The 15,922-nt window shown below is 45.1% G+C and carries 12 protein-coding genes; 6 read left to right on the forward strand and 6 right to left on the reverse strand.

The genetic code is table 11. The features are described 5' to 3' along the window. Nucleotides 1-424 precede the first annotated feature (424 nt). The 6 genes from secA to MMA19_RS21140 all read left to right on the forward strand — a co-directional run bounded on the left by secA (nt 425) and on the right by MMA19_RS21140 (nt 10,433). Entirely contained in the window at nt 425-3,157 is a 2,733-nt protein-coding gene (gene secA, locus MMA19_RS21115; protein ID WP_031494088.1) for a preprotein translocase subunit SecA, read from the forward strand. Between the two features lie 87 nt (nt 3,158-3,244). After that, complete coding sequence (gene mutT / locus MMA19_RS21120; protein ID WP_240207145.1) at nt 3,245-3,643, forward strand: 8-oxo-dGTP diphosphatase MutT; 399 nt, start codon at nt 3,245-3,247, stop codon at nt 3,641-3,643. A 75-nt stretch (nt 3,644-3,718) separates the two neighbouring features. Next, complete coding sequence (gene dapB, locus MMA19_RS21125; protein ID WP_006075634.1) at nt 3,719-4,528, forward strand: 4-hydroxy-tetrahydrodipicolinate reductase; 810 nt, start codon at nt 3,719-3,721, stop codon at nt 4,526-4,528. A gap of 545 nt (nt 4,529-5,073) precedes the next feature. Continuing rightward, nucleotides 5,074-6,213, forward strand: a complete 1,140-nt coding sequence (gene carA, locus MMA19_RS21130) for a glutamine-hydrolyzing carbamoyl-phosphate synthase small subunit (RefSeq protein WP_240207146.1) — start codon at nt 5,074-5,076, stop codon at nt 6,211-6,213. A gap of 16 nt (nt 6,214-6,229) precedes the next feature. Next, complete coding sequence (gene carB / locus MMA19_RS21135) at nt 6,230-9,454, forward strand: carbamoyl-phosphate synthase large subunit (RefSeq protein ID WP_006072883.1); 3,225 nt, start codon at nt 6,230-6,232, stop codon at nt 9,452-9,454. Nucleotides 9,455-9,653: 199 nt separating this feature from the next. Further along, complete coding sequence (locus MMA19_RS21140) at nt 9,654-10,433, forward strand: TSUP family transporter (RefSeq protein WP_240207147.1); 780 nt, start codon at nt 9,654-9,656, stop codon at nt 10,431-10,433. Here the strand turns inward: MMA19_RS21140 and MMA19_RS21145 are convergent. The 6 genes from MMA19_RS21145 to MMA19_RS21170 all read right to left on the reverse strand — a co-directional run bounded on the left by MMA19_RS21145 (nt 10,375) and on the right by MMA19_RS21170 (nt 15,917). After that, on the reverse strand, nt 10,375-11,229 hold the full coding sequence (locus MMA19_RS21145) for a LysR family transcriptional regulator (RefSeq protein ID WP_038223974.1): 855 nt from the start codon (nt 11,227-11,229) through the stop codon (nt 10,375-10,377). The genes MMA19_RS21140 and MMA19_RS21145 overlap by 59 nt on opposite strands. 31 nt (nt 11,230-11,260) lie before the next feature. Then, complete coding sequence (locus MMA19_RS21150) at nt 11,261-11,845, reverse strand: flavodoxin family protein (RefSeq protein WP_240207173.1); 585 nt, start codon at nt 11,843-11,845, stop codon at nt 11,261-11,263. A 3-nt stretch (nt 11,846-11,848) separates the two neighbouring features. Continuing rightward, complete coding sequence (locus MMA19_RS21155; RefSeq protein WP_006072888.1) at nt 11,849-13,303, reverse strand: ATP-binding cassette domain-containing protein; 1,455 nt, start codon at nt 13,301-13,303, stop codon at nt 11,849-11,851. Between the two features lie 115 nt (nt 13,304-13,418). Beyond that, on the reverse strand, nt 13,419-14,036 hold the full coding sequence (locus tag MMA19_RS21160; protein ID WP_062459856.1) for a TRIC cation channel family protein: 618 nt from the start codon (nt 14,034-14,036) through the stop codon (nt 13,419-13,421). A gap of 101 nt (nt 14,037-14,137) precedes the next feature. Then, a complete protein-coding gene (gene btuF, locus MMA19_RS21165) occupies nt 14,138-14,959 on the reverse strand; it encodes a vitamin B12 ABC transporter substrate-binding protein BtuF (RefSeq protein WP_240207148.1) in 822 nt (273 codons plus the stop codon). A gap of 4 nt (nt 14,960-14,963) precedes the next feature. After that, nucleotides 14,964-15,917 carry a cobalamin biosynthesis family protein gene (locus tag MMA19_RS21170; protein WP_006072891.1) on the reverse strand — a complete coding sequence of 318 codons (954 nt, stop codon included), beginning with the start codon at nt 15,915-15,917 and terminating at the stop codon, nt 14,964-14,966. Nucleotides 15,918-15,922: the final 5 nt, after the last annotated feature.

Raw genomic sequence — 15,922 nt, forward strand, 5'->3', positions numbered from 1 at the left:
GTTTTTTGCCTGTTGAACTTTACTTAACAGTGGCAAAGATCTGCAGTGGATCTTCGTGATCTTGCAGTTTGGCTGCTTTAAATGAAACTCGCTGTGCAGTTTAAGTTTTCACTTTTGATGTATGCTGCCGCTATCTCCGTTTAGAAATATCCGCCACAATGCTGCGCTGAATGCGGCTTTATATTACAAAACTTCCAAACACATCAAACTAATTACGGTTAGTTTGTATTGAAGCTTGGTTGTTAGGGCAAAAATTCCTTAAACTATGTGCCATTAATTGGTATATCTGCCTTGAAATTTAACAGCTTGAACTCAATATCAGTTGGTATAGATTTTATCTCAGTTAGGTCAGTAGACCCTAGTCGAGACGGAAGGCAATTTTAATAGGTCGATATGATCTAATGGTAGAGAGAATAAAAACACAATGATTACTAACCTACTGACAAAGGTCATCGGTAGTCGTAACGACAGAACACTGCGTCGACTAAGAAAAATCGTAAAGCAGATCAATAACTACGAGCCACAGTTCGAAGCATTGTCTGACGAAGAACTGAAAGCAAAAACAGTAGAGTTTCGTGAGCGATTGGATAAAGGTGAAAACCTAGACCAACTTCTGCCAGAAGCATTTGCCACAGTTCGTGAAGCGTCTAAACGTGTCTTCGGGATGCGCCATTTCGACGTTCAGCTTATCGGTGGCATGGTGTTGAACTCTGGTCAAATTGCAGAGATGCGCACTGGTGAAGGTAAAACGCTAACAGCAACTTTGCCTGCTTATCTAAATGCTCTACCGGGCAAAGGCGTTCACATCGTAACTGTGAATGACTACTTAGCAAAACGCGATGCTGAAACAAACCGCGCTCTATTTGAATTCCTAGGCATGAGTGTTGGCGTGAACGTGCCAAACATGCACCCGCAAGAAAAGAAAGAAGCTTATCAAGCGGACATTCTATACGGTACCAACAACGAATTTGGTTTTGACTACCTACGTGACAACATGGCTTTCCGTGTGGAAGACCGAGTTCAGCGTGAGCGATTCTTTGCTGTTGTCGATGAAGTGGACTCAATTTTAATTGATGAAGCTCGTACTCCACTTATTATTTCAGGTCCTGCTGAAGACAGTTCAGAGCTATATACACGTATTAACACGTTAATTCCTCAGCTTGAACAACAAGATCAAGAAGACTCAGAAGAGTACCGTGGTGATGGTCACTACACGGTTGATGAAAAATCAAAACAGGTTCACTTAACCGAAACAGGTCAGGAGTTTGTTGAAGAACTATTGATCAAGAATGGTTTGATGGAAGAGGGTGACACACTTTACTCGCCAACCAATATTAGCCTATTGCATCACGTGAACGCAGCCCTTCGTGCTCATGTTTTATTTGAGAAAAACGTTGACTATATCGTTAACGAGCAAGGCGAAGTAGTTATCGTTGATGAGCATACTGGTCGTACTATGCCAGGCCGTCGTTGGTCTGAAGGTCTTCACCAAGCTGTTGAAGCGAAAGAAGGGGTGAAGATTCAAAACGAAAACCAAACACTTGCTTCTATTACGTTCCAGAACTACTTCCGTCTTTATGAAAAACTGTCGGGTATGACAGGTACGGCAGATACTGAAGCGTTTGAGTTCCAGTCTATCTATGGTTTAGAAACAGTTGTTATCCCAACCAATAAACCAATGGTTCGTGATGACATGGCTGATGTGGTTTATCGTACTGAAGTTGAAAAATTCAACGCGATTATCGAAGACATTAAAGAGCGCAGTGCAAAAGGTCAGCCTATTCTGGTTGGTACGGTTTCGATTGAGAAGTCAGAGCTGTTATCTAATGCGTTGAAGCAAGCTAAGATCAAGCACAACGTTCTTAACGCGAAGTTCCACGAACGCGAAGCTGAAATCGTTGCTGAAGCGGGTACGCCAGGTGCGGTAACTATCGCAACTAACATGGCGGGTCGTGGTACCGATATCGTATTGGGTGGTAGCTGGCAGTCTAAAGTTGAACAGATTTCTGAGCCTACGCAAGAGCAAATCGATGCCATTAAAGCAGAATGGAAAGTGATTCATGATCAAGTTCTTGCTGCTGGTGGTCTACATATCATTGGTACAGAACGTCATGAATCTCGCCGTATCGATAACCAGTTACGTGGTCGTTCTGGTCGTCAAGGTGATGCTGGTTCGTCTCGTTTCTATCTATCAATGGAAGATCAACTACTCCGTATATTCACTTCTGATCGTATGGCTAGCCTTATCCAAAGTGGTATGGACGAAGGTGAAGCGATTGAAAGTAAGATGCTATCACGCTCTATTGAGAAAGCTCAGCGTAAAGTGGAAGGTCGTAACTTCGATATCCGTAAGCAACTGCTTGAGTTTGACGACGTAGCTAATGACCAGCGTAAAGTAGTCTACGAGCTTCGTGATGAATTAATGACGGCAGAAGACATCAGTGAAATGCTTGAGCAAAACCGTGCTGATGTGTTCACTTCTGTTATCGATGAGTACATCCCACCTCAGTCTCTAGAAGATATGTGGGATATCGAGGGTCTAGAAGAACGTCTGAAGAACGACTTCGATTTAGAGCTTCCAATCAAAACTTGGCTTGATGAAGATGACAAGCTCTATGAAGAAGCACTTCGTGAGAAAATCCTTGATACAGCAGTAACGATTTATCAACAGAAAGAAGAAACTGTTGGTGCACAAGTACTTCGTAACTTTGAAAAATCGGTCATGCTGCAGACTCTAGATACGCTATGGAAAGAGCATCTAGCGGCTATGGATCATCTACGTCAAGGTATTCACCTTCGTGGTTATGCTCAGAAGAACCCGAAACAAGAATACAAGCGTGAGTCGTTTGAGTTGTTTGAGCAACTGTTGGATTCTCTGAAATTTGACGTGATAACTATACTTTCAAAAGTACGTGTGCAACAGCAAGAAGAAGTTGAGCGTATGGAAGCTCAGCGTCAAGCGCAAGCAGAGGCGGCAGCAGCAAAAGCACATGCTCAACACGCGGATGCTGAGAACCAACTTGCTGATCACTCAGAAGAGTCTGGTGATGATTCACAACAGCCTATGGTTCGTGAAGAACGTAAGGTGGGGCGCAATGAGCCATGTCCTTGTGGATCTGGTAAGAAATACAAACAATGCCATGGTAAGATTAACTAAACCATGATGTAAAAATGAAGAGTCGCATTATGCGGCTCTTTTTTTAATCTGAATTTACGAGAAACACAGAAATAGGTGGGGAAAAACGTGAAGCGAGTTCATATCGTTGCCGCGATCATCTTTAACCAAGATAAGTCGCAAATCTATATCACTAAACGTCCTGATAATCTTCACAAAGGCGGCTTTTGGGAGTTTCCTGGGGGTAAAGTCGAGTTAGGAGAATCAGTCGGCGAGGCGATAACTCGTGAGCTGTTCGAAGAGATCGACATAAAAGTTAAAGAGTTTGAGTTGTTCGAGCACCTACTTCATGACTACCCAGAAAAATCGTTGAAGTTTGATTTTATCTCGGTGACGTCGTTTGACAATGAACCATACGGAAAAGAGGGGCAGGAAGGCTGTTGGGTAAATATTGCCGATTTACCGAATTATGCATTCCCCGAAGCGAATGTACCCATCCTAAACAAAGTGGTCGAAAAATACCGTTAAAATCTGTAACGACTCTGGTAGCCCTAGTGTCTTTGCGTTACATTGGTAGCAACATAAACAACGGAGAATAACGCAATGGTAAGAATTGCGATTGCAGGAGCAGCGGGCCGTATGGGTCGCAACCTAGTGAAAGCAACGTTTCACAACAATCAGGCTGAAGTAGGCGCAGGTTCTGAACGCCCAGAGTCATCTTTAGTTGGTGTTGATGTTGGTGAATTGTGTGGTGAAGGGCGATTTGACGTCGCTTTGGTGGATGATCTTAACAAGTCTATTGATGACTTTGACGTTATCATCGATTTCACCGCGCCAAAAAGTACCCTTGCGAATCTAGAGCTATGTAAACAGCATGGCAAAAAAATGGTGATTGGTACAACTGGCTTTAGCGAAGAAGAGAAGGCGATCATCGATGAGGCTGCTCAGTCTGTGCCAGTGGTTATGGCGCCGAACTACAGCGTAGGGGTTAACCTTGTCTTTAAGCTTCTTGAGAAAGCGGCGAAAGTTATGGGCGATTACTGCGACATCGAAATTGTTGAAGCACATCACCGCCATAAAGTAGATGCTCCATCTGGTACTGCTATCGGTATGGGAGAAGCGATTGCAGGCGCAATGGGTAATGAACTCAACGATGTAGCCGTCTATGCTCGTGAAGGCATCACTGGTGAGCGTACTCGTGACGAAATTGGCTTTGCTACGATTCGAGCTGGCGATATTGTTGGTGAACATACCGCTATGTTTGCTGATATTGGTGAGCGCGTCGAGATTACCCACAAAGCGACCGATCGCATGACGTTTGCCAATGGGGCCGTTAAAGCTGCAGTATGGCTCAATGATAAGCCTGCGGGCTTTTATACTATGACTGAAGTTCTCGGTCTCGATAGCATTTAACGAAAAGCGCCAGTCGGCGCTTTTTTTATATCTCATGGCATCGAATCTCAAAGCTCAATTGTTTTACATAATTATTCTCAAGGTCAGTATTGTTCTAGGGTATGAATAGCCATCTCGCTAAATCGACCAAAAACACAATAACTGTACAAAATAAATGGATTTATGTGTAAGTTTTGTAGCTTTGAGATAAAAACCGTCTCTTATGTCTTATTTTTATATGTTAACTTGTTTCGGTTAACGTTTGCGTAGTGATGAGGTAAAAATTGCGGGGTTGTTATTAACTTTGCTAGCACGAAAAACTATGCGGAATCATAACTGATTGATTTTTGCTCTTGAAATGTGTTTTTTTGAGGGTTTAGAGTAAAAAAATGGTCAATGGCGATAAAATTTAATTTTATTTTTCGGCAGTTGTTGACACTTGTCACGGGCATCATTAGAATACCGCCAATTTGTCTGAACTACCTAAAAGCGCTTATTTATAGCGAAGAGGAAGGCAAATCTGCAATTTAATTTAAAATTTATGCATTTTTATTCTGGAGGTTGTCTTGAGTAAATCAGCACTGTTAGTCCTAGAAGATGGGACAGTGTTCCACGGTGTTTCCATTGGAGCAGATGGTTTATCCGTTGGTGAAGTTGTTTTTAATACCTCGATGACGGGGTACCAAGAAATCCTCACTGATCCTTCCTATTCTCAACAGATCGTAACTCTTACTTATCCTCACATTGGCAATACTGGTACTAATAAAGAAGACGAAGAGTCTTCAGCAATCCACGCACAAGGCCTTGTGATTCGCGATCTTCCTCTTATCGCATCAAACTTCCGTAACGAACAATCCCTTTCAGACTATCTCAAGTCTCAGAACATCGTTGGTATCGCTGATATCGATACACGTAAGCTGACTCGCCTTCTTCGTGAAAAAGGTGCGCAGAACGGTTGTATCGTAGCGGGCGCTAACCTAGATGAAGCTCTAGCACTTGCTAAAGCAAAAGAATTCCCTGGCTTGAAAGGTATGGATCTTGCGAAAGAGGTTACAACAAAAGAAACGTATCAATGGAAACAAGGTTCGTGGACGCTCGAAGGTGGACTTCCTGAAGCGAAAGACGACAGTGAATTGCCATATCACGTTGTTGCCTACGACTTCGGTGCCAAGCGTAACATCTTGCGCATGCTTGTTGACCGCGGCTGCCGCCTAACGGTGGTTCCAGCGCAAACTTCAGCAGAAGAAGTGCTCGCGCTTAACCCAGATGGCGTGTTCCTATCGAACGGCCCTGGAGACCCAGCACCTTGTACTTACGCTATTGAGGCAACTAAGACTTTCCTAGATAACGGACTGCCTATCTTCGGTATCTGTCTGGGTCACCAAATTTTGGCGCTAGCATCAGGTGCACAAACTGTGAAAATGAAGTTTGGCCACCACGGTGCCAACCATCCGGTAAAAGATCTCGATCGCAATGTAGTGATGATTACCTCTCAGAACCACGGTTTTGCTGCTGATGAAGAGACGTTACCTGAAAACCTGCGTGCGACGCACAAGTCTCTATTTGACGGTACGCTTCAAGGTATCCATCGCACTGATAAGCCGGCATTTAGCTTCCAAGGTCACCCTGAAGCAAGCCCAGGTCCACACGATGCTGCACCATTGTTTGACCACTTCATTGAACTGATTAAAAAACACAAAGCGTAATTCGGAGTAGTTGAGAATGCCAAAACGTACTGACATTAAAAGTATTCTAATTCTTGGTGCTGGCCCGATTGTTATCGGTCAGGCTTGTGAGTTTGACTATTCTGGCGCACAAGCGTGTAAAGCGCTACGTGAAGAAGGTTATCGAGTTATCCTAGTGAACTCGAACCCTGCAACAATCATGACTGACCCGGACATGGCGGATGCGACGTACATCGAACCTATTCAGTGGGAAGTTGTTCGTAACATCATCGCTAAAGAACGTCCTGACGCGGTTCTACCTACAATGGGTGGTCAAACCGCGCTGAACTGTGCACTTGACCTAGAGAAGCACGGCGTACTTGAAGAGTTCGGTGTGGAAATGATTGGTGCAACGGCCGACGCTATCGATAAAGCAGAAGACCGTTCTCGCTTCGATAAAGCGATGAAATCAATTGGCCTAGAATGTCCACGCGCTGATACTGCGAAAACTATGGAAGAAGCGTACGCGGTTCTTGATATGGTTGGCTTCCCTTGTATCATTCGTCCTTCTTTCACTATGGGTGGTACTGGTGGCGGTATCGCATATAACAAAGAAGAATTCGAAGAAATCTGTCGCCGTGGTTTAGACCTTTCCCCAACGAACGAACTTCTTATCGATGAATCACTTATCGGTTGGAAAGAATACGAAATGGAAGTGGTTCGTGACAAAGCGGACAACTGCATTATCGTTTGTGCGATTGAAAACTTCGACCCAATGGGTATTCACACGGGTGACTCAATCACAGTCGCACCAGCGCAAACGCTGACAGATAAAGAATATCAATTAATGCGTAACGCTTCTCTAGCGGTACTGCGTGAGATTGGTGTTGAAACAGGTGGTTCAAACGTTCAGTTTGGTATCAACCCGAAAGATGGCCGTATGGTTATCATCGAGATGAACCCACGTGTATCTCGCTCTTCTGCTCTAGCGTCTAAAGCAACGGGTTTCCCTATCGCCAAGATTGCAGCGAAACTAGCGGTTGGCTTCACACTAGATGAACTGATGAACGATATCACGGGTGGTGCAACACCAGCATCGTTTGAACCAACTATCGACTACGTAGTGACCAAGATTCCTCGTTTCAACTTCGAGAAGTTTGCTGGCGCTAACGACCGTCTAACAACACAGATGAAGTCAGTTGGTGAGGTAATGGCGATTGGTCGTAACCAACAAGAGTCGCTACAAAAAGCGCTTCGTGGCCTAGAAGTTGGCGCGACTGGTTTTGACGAAATGGTTGACCTTGATGCTCCAGATGCATTGTCTAAAATCCGCCACGAGCTGAAAGAAGCTGGTGCTGAGCGTATTTGGTATATCGCTGATGCATTCCGTGCTGGTCTATCTGTAGATGGTGTCTTCAACCTGACACAAATCGACCGTTGGTTCCTAGTTCAAATCGAAGAGATTGTGAAACTAGAGCAAGAGTTGCGATCGAAAGGTTTTGCAGGTCTTGATAAGCAAGAGCTAAACAAGCTTAAGCGTAAAGGTTTTGCTGATGCGCGCCTATCTAAGATTCTAGGTGTAGCGGAAAGCGAAATTCGTCGCCTACGTGACCAATACGATATCCACCCAGTGTACAAGCGCGTTGATACTTGTGCGGCTGAGTTCTCTTCTGATACCGCTTACATGTACTCCTCTTATGATGACGAATGTGAGGCGAATCCAACAGATAAAGACAAAATCATGATCCTAGGTGGCGGTCCAAACCGTATCGGCCAAGGTATCGAATTTGATTACTGTTGTGTACACGCATCTCTAGCACTGCGCGAAGACGGTTACGAGACCATCATGGTTAACTGTAACCCAGAAACGGTTTCTACTGACTACGATACATCTGACCGTCTGTACTTCGAACCAGTTACACTGGAAGATGTATTGGCTATCGCTCGAGTAGAGAAACCGAAAGGCGTCATCGTTCAGTACGGTGGTCAAACGCCTCTGAAACTGGCTCGTGCTTTAGAAGCTGCTGGTGTGCCAATCATTGGTACTAGTCCTGACGCTATCGACCGCGCAGAAGACCGTGAGCGTTTCCAAGTAGCTGTAGACCGTCTTGGTCTTCTACAACCAGAAAACGCAACAGTTACGACAATGGAGCAAGCGGTAGAGAAATCTCGCGAAATCGGCTTCCCATTGGTTGTTCGCCCATCGTATGTACTAGGTGGTCGTGCAATGGAAATCGTTTATGACGAGCAGGACCTACGTCGTTACTTCAACGAAGCTGTGAGTGTTTCGAACGAGTCTCCTGTGCTACTAGATAGCTTCCTAGACGATGCCGTTGAAGTTGACATCGATGCACTATGTGACGGTGAGCGAGTGGTTATCGGCGGTATTATGGAGCATATCGAACAAGCAGGTGTTCACTCTGGTGACTCAGCATGTTCACTTCCTGCATACACGCTAAGCCAAGAAATCCAAGATACAATGCGTGAGCAAGTTGAAAAGCTAGCGTTTGAGTTGGGTGTTCGTGGTCTAATGAACACTCAGTTTGCGGTTAAGAACAACAAGGTTTACTTGATTGAGGTTAACCCACGTGCAGCGCGTACCGTTCCGTTTGTATCGAAAGCAACAGGTGCACCTATTGCTAAGATTGCTGCTCGTGTTATGGCGGGTCAATCTCTAGAGTCGCAAGGCTTTACTAAAGAGATTATTCCTCCTTACTACTCAGTGAAAGAAGTGGTACTGCCATTCAACAAGTTCCCTGGCGTTGACCCACTATTAGGTCCAGAAATGCGTTCCACTGGTGAGGTAATGGGTGTCGGTGCGACATTTGCTGAAGCTTATGCGAAAGCAGAGCTAGGTTGCGGCAATGTTTACCCTGAAGGTGGTCGTGCGCTACTGTCTGTTCGTGAAGGTGATAAAGAACGCGTAGTTGACCTAGCTTCTAAGCTAACTAAGCTTGGCTACCAACTAGATGCAACACACGGTACAGCAGTAATCTTAGGTGAAGCAGGTATCAACCCTCGTCTTGTAAACAAGGTACACGAAGGTCGTCCACATATCCTAGACCGTATCAAGAACAACGAGTACACCTACATCGTTAACACGGCTGCAGGTCGTCAAGCGATTGAGGACTCAAAAGTTCTACGTCGTGGCGCGCTAGCGGAGAAAGTGAACTACACCACAACGCTAAATGCAGCGTTTGCAACCTGTATGTCTCATACCGCGGATGCGAAGTCGACAGTGACATCGGTTCAAGAGCTTCACGCACAAGTAAAAAGTGCTTAATAGATAAAAACTAAGAAGCAGGTCTAGCGCCTGCCTTTTAGACAACCTCATTGCCCGCTCATTTGAGCGGGCTTTTTTGGTTCTAGATCTCCTTTTAATAAATCATTCTTTATGGGAATAGGTTTCTATCCTTGCTTTCGCTAGTGTTCATTTTTTTTACAAGTAAAATCACAATATTATTGATATTTGAGAGCATGTAATGGAACTTACGATTGAGATTCTAGCCTTGTTGTTTTTTGTCGCAGGATTAGCGGGCTTTATTGATGCGATGGCTGGTGGTGGTGGGTTACTTACTCTTCCTGCTCTCCTGTCAGTCGGCGTTCCCCCAACTCAAGCATTGGCAACTAACAAGCTGCAAAGCTCATTTGGTAGCTTTTCAGCAACTTGGTATTTTGTGCGTAATGGTATTGTTGACCTCAAGGAAATGCGACTTGCGATTCTATGTACTTTTGTAGGATCTGCAGTTGGTGCTGAATTAGTACAGCATATTGATGCAGGAGTGCTGACGAGCTTGATTCCAGTTTTACTGCTGGGGATTTCTCTGTACTTTTTGTTGGCTCCACAAGCAGGAGAGGGCGGTGGTAAGCCTAAAATGTCAGAAACCCTATTTGCCTTTTCTGTAGGTACTGGTGTCGGATTTTACGACGGCTTCTTTGGACCGGGTACCGGTTCTATCTTTACCATTTGTTTTGTCGCCATCGCACAACTGTCGATTGTTCACGCTACAGCAAAAACCAAAGTACTAAATTTTACTTCCAATCTAGCCGCATTAATCTTTTTCATTATTGCAGGCTTACCGGTTTGGGAAATCGGCTTAGTTATGGCAGTTGGCGGTTTTTTGGGTGCCAGAATGGGAGCTAAGGTCGTTGTATCTAAGGGGAAAAAATTCATCCGCCCATTGGTTGTGATCATGTCAATGGTCATGGCATTGAAGCTACTTTGGGAACAGCATCCTCAATGGTTTCAATCACTGTTCTAACTCGTTCTAATTTCAGTGCTGAAGGACGATAAACAAGGTGCACGGGACGTGTCAACGTGGCAAGAAAATCGAAGTCAAAGCAAAGCCCTTCATCAATGTGAAGGGTTTTTATAATTGATAAAGGAACCAAAGCGGCAGAGACACCTTTGATTGCCAACTGGGCTGCTGCAGTATAGGAGTCCATCTGCATGCTTGGAATAATACCCGCTTGTTGAAGTAAGCCCGCTTGATAGGTATTGGCCGGATTGTTGAGGTCGTTAGTGATGAGCTTAGCGGGCGGTGCGGTAAGCGGTTGATGGCTCACGACTCGAAACGGTTCGTTGAATAGATGGGTAGCATGCAGGCCAAGACGACTATTAAGATGCCCTGCACAGAGTCCAATCGCCGCGTCCCCAGCTTTAACGTGTTCAATGATTCGGGGCGTATGGTTGGTGGTAATGGTGAGGAATGGGTCTTTAAGCAGCAACGTGGGAAATACTTCACTGAGATAACCTGCCACTAAGGTTTCCGAACAATCCACGCGAATAATCGTTTGATCATCAAGGGTCTGCTCTTCAGCAATTAATCCGCGAAGCTCATGCAAACTTGGACCAACACGGTCGATAAGAGAGAGAGCGTCAGGAGTTAGTTTTATTTGCCTCCCTTCTGGCTCGATTAACTTTTTACCAAGTTTTCTCTCTAGATTGGCTATTCGCTTACTGACTGCCGACTGGCTGATATATAGCCTGCTGCCAGTACGGCTCATGGTTTTTTCTTGTGAGAGCACAAGTAAGGTTTCAATGCCTTCCAATAGCATACGCTTTGATGAAAATTGGGAATGGATTTTATTATTCTAACATAACCTGACGACGACGTTGGTAGACTAAGTCAGCAATTCGGCGACCAAAGTAATGTGCAGTTTCTAAGTCATTAGGGTGAACTTGCTCATTGTCATCGTAGCTTGCCACTAAGCCAATTGAGGAGCCTGTGCGGTTCAAAGCTTTGTTATCTGTGTGTTTTGAAACATCTAACCCTGCCCAAATCATACCGTGCTGGCAGGCTAAGGCAAAGAAACCAAGCAGCGTTTGTTGTTGCTCACCATTGAGACTACCGCCCATGGTAAATCCTGCGGCAAGCTTATTACGCCAATTGAGTTGGACATATTCATCGCTACTCGCATCCATAAACGCCTTAAATTGAGCGCTGGCCGAACCCATGTAAGTAGGACTTCCGAAAACAATAGCATCGAAATGCTTTAGTGATGAAAGTAAATGATTATTGACGTAACGACCCTCTTCAATATCACAGCTCTCAATCTCAAACAGAGTGGCACTATAGAGCGCACACTCGATGCCACTTTGAATGGCTTTTGCGAGTGCTCGTGTCGCTCCACTCTTAGAGAAGTAAACAATAGCGATGTTTGACACCTCAATCTCCTACATAGGCTGTGTGAGTTCAACGCGATAGTATTCATCGTCTTCATCTTTAATAAAATCGACAAAATGGTGAATGCTGTCTAGTTCATCTTCCACATAATGGGAGACATAGAGCAACTGGCTTAAGTTTTCTTTGGCTATCATATCGAGGGCATTCATTACCAGCTTACGGCCTAGAAAATCAAGCCCTTGATAAGGCTCATCCAAGATAAGGATAGTAGGCTGCTTGATGATAGCTCGAGCAATTAAAAGGAGTCTTTGTTGACTATATTCGAGGGACTTAAAAGAACGGTCGTGCAAGTGCTCCATATGAAGCAGCGTTAACCACTCTTTCGCCGCATCTATCTGATTTTGGCTAGGCTTATCATAAAGTCCGATAGAGTCGAAAAAGCCCGATAGCAAGACTTCCAAGGCGCTGCAACTGACACGATATTGCAAGTGAAGTGCAGAAGAGACCATGCCAGTATGCTGCTTGATGTCCCACACGGTTTCTCCGCTGCCGCGCTTCAAACCATAAATCAGAATGTCATTGCTATAACATTGTGGATGATCGCCAAAGATCATGCCGAGCAATGTACTTTTTCCACAACCGTTTGGTCCACGAACTTGCCAGTGCTCTCCATTGTTAATCTGCCAGTTCACGCCGGAGAATATTTTTTGGTCGACGTATTCTACGTGTCCGTCGGTAATTTTAACCAAGGGATCTGGAAACTTCGATTGATGTTGATGCTTACGAATTAGCGCAAGCCATTGTTCGCTTTGCGCTGAAGATTGAGCCAGTAGCTGTGAAATGACAGGGTGAGCGCGCCATTGCTGATAGCTTAGTTGCTCGGTCAATGTACCATCTTCAAACATGGCGACATGATTAACCCAAACAGGGATTTCATCTTCCCTTGAGGTGATCACCACCAATTGAATATGCAGTGATAGGTCGCGAAGGTAGTCGGCGAGCATCTTGCGATGCAGCGTATCTAAGCCGACAAATGGCTCATCCAAAATAAGCAGTTTAGGTGAGGTTGCTAATGCTCTGGCTAACATAACGCGACGTGTTTCGCCGGTTGATAGTTGCTTAAAGCCTCGCTCTTTTAAGTGCAAAAGATCCAGCTCTTGAATCAACTGCTCTGCTACAGTTTCGTTGCTGGCAAACTCGGATACCAGTTGAATCACGGTGCGACCAAAATCGATTCGATCCATAAAGTCGGTATCGTCATTGGCATTTTCCAGTTCAAGTAATCGCTGCTGTTCTGCTAAAGAAACTTGTGCGATGCCGGTTTGTAAACCAAGAATCTCCCCTTCTTTAGGAAGGATTTCTTGGCACAATAAGTCGCCTAATAAGGAGCCTACATTGCCTTGGGTTTCAAATACTGCCCAATGTTCACCAGATTGAATGCGCCAATCTGGAATAGAGATAGAACCAGCTTGGTCAAAAGAAACGTGATTGAAGATGACATCCATAGACTTTTCCCTGTCATTGGTCTGAGAGACGATGAATGAACCAACATACTAAAGCGAAAGGGAAAAATGAAGAGTAAAAGCTAGAGATTGTTATCTCTAGCTTTTGGTAATCAGGTTACTTATCTAAAGCAAACGTAGGTAAGGATAAGTGCCAGCGAATAGCGCCTAAGCGAATAACCAGCGTTGCAACAATACAACACAAGAAGGCCACTTCTGAAGAAGCACCAAGTAACAGAGCTGAAGTATGGAAAACACCACCTATGATACAGGCTGTTGCGTATACCTCACGGCGCAGTACCATAGGGACCTCGCGAGCCAGCACATCCCGAATAATACCGCCACCGCATCCGGTAATTACCCCCATAATGACTGCAACCATATAGGAGTCTTGGAATAGCATTGACTTCTCAACCCCGATACCGACAAAAACCGCAAGACCAACGGCATCGCACACTGGTAACACGTACCAAGGAAGTCGACGTGGATGGCGAATCAATAGCATGGTCAAAATACAGGTGATGAAAATGACCCAAAGGTAAGTGTTGTCGGTGATCCAGAAAACTGGCGTTGCACCGAGTGCCATGTCTCGAATCGTGCCGCCACCTATCGCAGTGACGCTGCCGAGTACCATTACACCAAAAGGATCCATCCTGAGTCTTCCTGCGAGTATCACTCCTGATATCGCAAACACTGCCGTACCAAATAAGTCGACCAAATAGAGCATGGAGTCCACAGCTAGTTTCTCACTGAAGCATTAAAAGGAAAGTTCGCCAATTTTACGGGATTTAACGATTGCGCCTAGTGGTTCGTAGCTGAATGTGATCTATCTCTCAATTATTGTTGAGTTCTTACCTGATCCAGATATTGGCAAACCTGTTGTATGGCAAGAAGTGTTCTTGGTGTTGGTCTGTTTAGCCAGTCAGACGTCAGTGACCACACATGATGTTGGCTAACTGCTGGTAACTCCTGCTGCCACTTGTGCCACATGGTGCCGTTTTTAATGGCATGTTCTGAAGTAAAAATGGCTTGGGGCTGGCGAACTATTACCTGTTCAGGGCTGACTTGTGGATAGGGGGCTTTGCTATCGGCAAAAATATTTTCACCACCACAAAACTCAAACACTTCGCTCGGCCAACTGCCCTGCGCTAAGGTGATAATGGGCTTTTCACTTAGCTGGTAAAAGTAGCGAACGGGTGTTTCTGTGTCATATTTTTGCTTTAACTGCGCTAAACCTCGGCGAAATTCTTGGGCTGCGTTTAAGCCAATAGAAGGGTCATCGGCATATTGGCTTAACTTCTCGATGTTGATAGCGATATCATCGAGAGTTTTGGTTTGTGAGTAAAATAGGTTAAATCCCAGCTTTTCTAGTTTCTCCAATTCACGTGCAGGGTTTCCCGCTGGCCAGACAAGAATGAGGTCAGGTTGCATCGCCACGATTCGTTCCAATTTGATACCTTGGTAATTGGCCACTCGCTCCAACTCTTTCGCTTGCTCCGGATAGTCACTGTATTCACTTACTGCGATAAGCTTATCGCCAAGCCCAGCGGCATACGCCAGTTCCGTAGCATGAGGAGCTAAACTGATAATACGTTGTGTGTCTGCTAGGGCATGTTGAGTTGCCAAAAAAGTAATGACAAGTATTAGCCAATTCTTCATGAAATTAGAAACCTCTGTGAATGATAAACATGACTAGGCTCTGCATCACTAGCCAAAAATAGATACGCCAAGCAATGTGTTTCTGCAACAAGGCCAAGTGATAAGCCGACGGTGCTACTTTTCCGCCGATACGTGCTCGCTGAAGTTTTTCACCTTGATAGATAGCTGGCCCACCAAGAGCAAGCTCAAAACGGTGTGCACAGCCACTGATGAGCCAAGCCGTGACTGGGTTATGCCACGATTTAGCTTGCATTATGGCGTGTTTAATAGAGGTAATGGGCAGACCAGCAAACATGAGTATTGAAAACAGCTTCTGGGGTGCGAAATCCAACAGTGAAAATAGCCAAGCAATAGGTTTACCGAAACTAGCAAAGCCTTTTTGGCTAGGACTCCAATTGCGAGCGAGCTCTAAAGTCAGTCGATACAGCAAAGCGCCAACACCACCACTAACGCCGTACCAAAATAGCACGCCGACTACGTTTCTAGCATAACTCAGAAGTAGAGTTTCAGAGCCTGCCTTGCCTATGCCCAGAAGCGATAGGTTGTTGGTCTCTCGGTTTACTTTGGTTGACAGCAGTCTACGCGCATTGGCTTTATCTTCTTGAGCGAGGGCATTAATAAGTTTGTGGGCGTACTGTTCGTTGTTGCGCCAATCAATGGCCAAGAGAAGCAAGGCTAATTGATAGAATTCTGGCTTCCAAACTAATGGCTCAAGAGCCCAAAGTACTAGGCTAGTGGGGACTAACATTAGTAACAGGGCAAGCCAACCCGCAAGGCGTTGTTGCTCGTTTGTTGACGATGGGGAATTGACTTTACCTGCTACTAGCGCAGCAATCTGCTGCCAAAATCGAACAGGATGAGCGGCGGAGGGGATTGGAATTAGCAGATGAAATAACAGCGCACTCCACATTACCAGTAGTGCGCCATTTCCATATAAACTCTCTAGAAAAGAGCTCATTCAGC

It is taken from the genome of Vibrio sp. CyArs1, assembly GCF_022432925.1.
Taxonomy (GTDB): Bacteria; Pseudomonadota; Gammaproteobacteria; order Enterobacterales; family Vibrionaceae; genus Vibrio; species Vibrio mediterranei.

Bases quoted from the DNA above. Each gene is read 5' to 3' on its own strand.
- MMA19_RS21155 (WP_006072888.1), bottom strand. From the start codon at position 13,303: ATGGATGTCATCTTCAATCACGTTTCTTTTGACCAAGCTGGTTCTATC.
- MMA19_RS21140 (WP_240207147.1), top strand. From the start codon at position 9,654: ATGGAACTTACGATTGAGATTCTAGCCTTGTTGTTTTTTGTCGCAGGA.
- MMA19_RS21145 (WP_038223974.1), bottom strand. From the start codon at position 11,229: ATGCTATTGGAAGGCATTGAAACCTTACTTGTGCTCTCACAAGAAAAA.
- carB (WP_006072883.1), top strand. From the start codon at position 6,230: ATGCCAAAACGTACTGACATTAAAAGTATTCTAATTCTTGGTGCTGGC.
- btuF (WP_240207148.1), bottom strand. From the start codon at position 14,959: ATGAAGAATTGGCTAATACTTGTCATTACTTTTTTGGCAACTCAACAT.
- MMA19_RS21170 (WP_006072891.1), bottom strand. From the start codon at position 15,917: ATGAGCTCTTTTCTAGAGAGTTTATATGGAAATGGCGCACTACTGGTA.
- dapB (WP_006075634.1), top strand. From the start codon at position 3,719: ATGGTAAGAATTGCGATTGCAGGAGCAGCGGGCCGTATGGGTCGCAAC.
- secA (WP_031494088.1), top strand. From the start codon at position 425: ATGATTACTAACCTACTGACAAAGGTCATCGGTAGTCGTAACGACAGA.